Source organism: Rhodoferax sp., assembly GCF_014859475.1.
Taxonomy (GTDB): domain Bacteria; phylum Pseudomonadota; class Gammaproteobacteria; order Burkholderiales; family Burkholderiaceae_C; genus Rhodoferax.
Map to the genome: position 1 here is coordinate 1 of NZ_JACUUE010000199.1, position 4,709 is coordinate 4,709.

The following is a 4,709-nucleotide window of genomic DNA, read 5'->3' on the forward strand; positions in this document are numbered from 1 at the left end:
TTCGTTCGCAATGACGGGGCTGGGGTTCGTAATGACGGAGCTGTTCATGGAAAGCCAGCCGTATCCGGCCGGATACCGCACACGGACCTTGAGCAGAGACATCGTCACTGCGTTCGCAATGACGACGTTCTTTCACGTTAAGGCTGGTGAGCCTGGCGTAAAGCCGCTTGAAATGCCTGTGTCACGCGCACGGGCTGCGGCGAGGTTCGCACGATGCTGAAAAAACTGCAGTGGTAGGTGAACCGCTCCGGCTGCACCGCATGCATGCGACCCTGGCGCACAAAAGGCTCGGCATAGTGGTCGGGCAAAAAGCCCACAAAGCAGCCTGACAGGATCAGCGTGGCAATCGATTCCTGGTCGTAGCCGGTGGCTGCGCGGCTGAGCTTGACCTGCTGGGTCAGTTCCATGTTCGGCGAGTGGTAGCCCAGGCCGGCAAAAGCATGATCCTGCAGCGCTTCCCAGCTTTGTGGCTGCTGCCCGGCCTCTGGCGCAAACAAGGGGTGGCCCGCGCTGGCATACAGATACATGGTTTCGGTAAACAGCTCGTCATAGGTCAGCACGGCCGAGCTGCGGTGGCCGGGGATGATGCCCACCTGGAACTGGCCGTCGAGCACGCCGCGCTCGATCGCGTTGAGCGGCGCCACGTGCAGGTGCAGGCGCACGTCGGGCGCCTGTTGCACAAATCGCTGGATGGCGTCGCCAAGGTGGGCCTGCAGGTTGCTGGCGGTTTTGTCAAAGACGGCAATGTGCAGCTCGCCACCCATGCGCTGGTGAATTTCGTCAACCCGGCTGCGAAAGGCATCGACGCCGGCCAGCAGGTGCAGGGTCTCGGCATAAATCTGCTCACCTTCGGGTGTCAGCGCAAAACCGGCGCGGCCGCGGCGGCACAGGCGCAAGCCCAGGCGGGTCTCCAGGTCCTTGATATGGCGGCTCACCGTGGACGTGCCAATGTTGAGCTCCAGCTCGGCCGCCGCCATGCCGCCGCAGTCCACCACCGTTTTGAACACGCGCAGCAGGCGGATGTCCATGTCGCTCAACTGCCCCAGGGCAGCGCGGGTTTTTACTTGCATGAATTGATAACCAAGTTGTGATAGTTAAGCATTTATAAGAGTAACAGATCGGCCACAATGCGCGATCTTTCCGTCATTGAGAGCCATCTCCGTTATTGCGAATCATCCCCGTCATTGCGAACGCAGTGAAGCAATCCATGCAGCCGAAAGTCATGGATCGCCGCGCTACGCTCGCGATGACAGTTCATGGTTTGTGTGCAGTATGGTGTCGATACGCCACGCTTGCAATGATGTGAACCACCATCGCGAACCAGGAGAACCCCATAAACACGACCGAATCCCCAGTGCTGAACCGCCCCCGCACCGACGCCGCCTGGCTTGATGCCCACTGGATGCCCTACACCGGCAACCGCGACTTCAAGGCGCATCCGCGCATGATGGCTTCGGCCAGCGGCTGCTATTACACCGACATCGACGGTCGCCAGATCTTTGACGGCCTGTCCGGGCTGTGGACCTGTGGCCTGGGCCATGGCCGCCCTGAGATTGTCGAGGCCGCCAGCCGCCAGCTGGCCACGCTCGACTACTCGCCGGCTTTCCAGTTCGGTCACCCGTTGTCGTTTGCGCTGGCCAACAAGCTGAAAGAACTCACCCCGGCCGGCCTCGACTATGTGTTCTTCACGGGCTCGGGGTCGGAGTCTGCCGACACTTCGCTCAAGATGGCGCGGGCTTACTGGCGCGCCAAAGGGCAGGCCAGCAAGAGCCTGCTGATCGGGCGAGAAAAGGGTTACCACGGCGTCAACTTCGGCGGCATTTCGGTGGGTGGCATTGGCGCCAACCGCAAGATGTTTGGCCAGGGCATTGCGGCCGACCACCTGCCGCACACGCAGCCGCCCGCCGGCGTGTTTCACCGCGGCATGCCGCCGGCCGACGGCCCACATGGCGTGGTGCTGGCCGAAGACCTGCTCAAGCTGATCGCCTTGCATGATGCGTCCAACATTGCCGCCGTCATCATCGAGCCGATGTCGGGTTCCGCGGGCGTGGTGGTGCCGCCGGTGGGTTACCTGCAGCGCATTCGCGAAATCTGCACTGCCCACAACATTTTGCTTATTTTTGATGAAGTCATCACAGGCTTTGGCCGCATGGGCGCGAACACCGGGGCCGAGGCCTTTGGTGTCACACCCGACATCATGAACGTGGCCAAACAAATCACCAACGGCGCGCAGCCGCTGGGCGCGGTGCTGGCCAGCAAGGACATTTACGACACTTTCATGGCGCAGGGCGGGCCCGATTACCTGCTCGAATTTGCCCACGGCTACACCTACTCGGCGCACCCGGTGCCCTGCGCGGTGGGTCTGGCGGTGCTCGACATTTTGGTGCGTGAAAACATGGTGGAGCGCGTCAAGGCGTTGAGCCCTTACTTTGAAAATGCGGTACACAGCCTGCAAGGTGTCAAGCATGTGACAGGCATCCGCAACTATGGCCTGGCCGCGGGCTTTACCATCGATGCTTTGCCGGGTGAGCCCGCCAAACGGCCCTACCAAATTGCCCAGGCCATGCTGGCCAAGGGTTTTTATGTGCGCTACGGTGGCGACACCATTCAGCTGGCACCACCCTTTATCTCCACCCCGGCGCAGCTTGACAGTCTGGTCAACGCGCTGGGTGAAACCATCAACCAAACCGCCTGATTATGCAAACCCTACCCAAAATCCAAGACCTTCCCCAAATCAAACACCTGATCGACGGCCAGCTGGTCGTCGGTGGCACACGCCAGGCCGATGTGTTCAACCCCGCCACCGGCCAGGCTGAAAAGCGCGTGCTGCTGGCCGACAAGCTCACCGTGGCGCAGGCCATTGCCAGCGCGCATGCGGCGTACCCGGCCTGGCGCAACACGCCGCCGCTCAAGCGCGCTCGTGTCATGAGCAAACTCAAAGAACTGCTCGAAGCCAACGCCGATGCCATCTGCGCGCTGGTCACAGCCGAGCATGGCAAGGTGCTGAGTGATTCGATGGGCGAGCTGCAGCGCGGCATTGAAAATGTCGAATACGCCAGTTACGCGCCCGAGCTGCTCAAGGGTGAGCACAGCAAAAATGTCGGCCCCAACATTGACTCCTGGAGCGAGTTTCAGGCATTGGGCGTGACCGCCGGCATCACCCCGTTCAACTTCCCCTTGATGGTGCCGCTGTGGATGTGGCCGATGGCCGTGGCCTGCGGCAACACGTTTATCTTGAAGCCGTCCGAGCGCGACCCGTCGAGCACCCTGCTGGTGGCCGAGCTGGCGCTGCAAGCGGGCCTGCCTGCAGGTGTGCTCAACGTGGTGCACGGCGACAAGGAGGCCGTTGACGCGCTGTTGACCGACCCACGCGTCAAAGCCGTGAGCTTTGTCGGTTCCACGCCGATTGCCGAGTACATCTATGCCACCGGCAGCGCCCATGGCAAACGGGTGCAAGCCCTGGGTGGCGCCAAAAACCACGCCGTGGTGATGCCCGACGCCGACATTGCCAACGCCGTCAACGCCCTGATGGGCGCGGCCTATGGCTCGTGCGGCGAGCGTTGCATGGCGATTCCGCTGGTGGTGGCGGTGGGTGATGCGACTGCCGATGCGGTGGTGGCTGGCCTCAAGGTCGAAATCGCCAAGATGAAGGTCGGTCCGGGCACCAACGCCGCCTGCGACATGGGCCCGCTGGTGACCAAGGCGCACTTCGACAAGGTCAGGGGCTACGTCGATCAGGGCGTGAAAGAGGGCGCCACGCTGGTGGTGGACGGCCGCGGTGTCAGCGTGCCAGGCCATGAAAATGGCTACTTTTTGGGCGCCTGCCTGTTTGACAACGTCAAGCCTGGCATGGTGACCTACCAGGAAGAAATCTTCGGCCCGGTGCTCGGCGTGGTGCGGGTCCAGACGCTACAGGAGGCGATGGACATGATCGATGCCCACGAGTATGGCAATGGCACCTGCATCTTTACCCGCGACGGTGAAGCCGCGCGCTACTTTTCAGACCACATTCAGGTCGGCATGGTCGGTATCAATGTGCCGCTGCCGGTGCCCGTGGCCTACCATTCGTTTGGCGGCTGGAAGCGTTCGCTGTTCGGTGATTTGCACGCCTACGGCCCCGATGCCGTGCGTTTTTATACCAAGCGCAAAACCATCACCCAGCGCTGGCCGAGTGCCGGTGTGCGCGAGGGCGCGGTGTTCAGTTTCCCGAGCAGCCGCTAAGGTTCGTTGTTCAGCGCCTGTCCGAAGTGGGCAGGCGCCACATCCAGAGTGCCACCAGCGCGCAGCAGGCGCCGGGAACCCAGCCGATGTTGGGGGGCATGAACCACCAGGCGATAAACGAGCTGAGCGTCATGGTGCCCCAGGCGACTTGCTTGGCACGCAGCGGCACGGCGCGCTGGCTGCGCCAGTCACGCACCATCGGGCCAAAGCGCGGGTGGTTCAGCAGCCACTGCTCGTAGCGCGCACTGCCCAGCGAAAAGCAATAGGCTGCCAGCAATACAAACGGGGTGGTGGGCAGCAGCGGCAGCGCGATGCCGATGACACCCAGCAGCAGACTCAGGGCGCCGCAGATCAGCCAGAACCAGCGTAGCCAGCGCGGGCGCGACGGTGGTGGCGGTAGGGTGGGTGGCAGAGAGGCGGACAAAAGATGAAAGGTGGCGATGACGAACAAGGCGCCATTGTCATGGTTTTGCCTTACCAGCGGCGCA

The 4,709-nt window shown here is 62.3% G+C and carries 4 protein-coding genes; 2 read left to right on the top strand and 2 right to left on the bottom strand.

Features of this window, described 5'->3' with window-relative positions:
- Positions 1-137: 137 nt before the first annotated feature.
- A complete protein-coding gene (locus IBX54_RS12830; RefSeq protein WP_296543048.1) occupies positions 138-1,070 on the bottom strand; it encodes a LysR family transcriptional regulator in 933 nt (310 codons plus the stop codon).
- Between the two features lie 332 nt (positions 1,071-1,402).
- Here IBX54_RS12830 and IBX54_RS12835 point away from each other — a divergent pair, with 332 nt between their 5' ends.
- Both IBX54_RS12835 and IBX54_RS12840 read left to right on the top strand, forming a co-directional pair.
- Complete coding sequence (locus tag IBX54_RS12835; RefSeq protein ID WP_296543050.1) at positions 1,403-2,695, top strand: aspartate aminotransferase family protein; 1,293 nt, start codon at positions 1,403-1,405, stop codon at positions 2,693-2,695.
- A 2-nt stretch (positions 2,696-2,697) separates the two neighbouring features.
- Positions 2,698-4,221, top strand: coding sequence for a CoA-acylating methylmalonate-semialdehyde dehydrogenase (locus IBX54_RS12840; RefSeq protein WP_296543049.1), 1,524 nt, complete (start codon positions 2,698-2,700; stop codon positions 4,219-4,221).
- 10 nt (positions 4,222-4,231) lie between these two features.
- On the opposite strand, the gene IBX54_RS12845 is transcribed toward IBX54_RS12840, so the two are convergent.
- Positions 4,232-4,702 carry a YbaN family protein gene (locus tag IBX54_RS12845; RefSeq protein ID WP_367141840.1) on the bottom strand — a complete coding sequence of 157 codons (471 nt, stop codon included), beginning with the start codon at positions 4,700-4,702 and terminating at the stop codon, positions 4,232-4,234.
- Positions 4,703-4,709 lie beyond the last annotated feature (7 nt).

Coding starts and splice junctions, on each gene's coding strand:
- IBX54_RS12835 (WP_296543050.1), top strand. CDS start 1,403: ATGCCCTACACCGGCAACCGCGACTTCAAGGCGCATCCGCGCATGATG.
- IBX54_RS12840 (WP_296543049.1), top strand. CDS start 2,698: ATGCAAACCCTACCCAAAATCCAAGACCTTCCCCAAATCAAACACCTG.
- IBX54_RS12830 (WP_296543048.1), bottom strand. CDS start 1,070: ATGCAAGTAAAAACCCGCGCTGCCCTGGGGCAGTTGAGCGACATGGAC.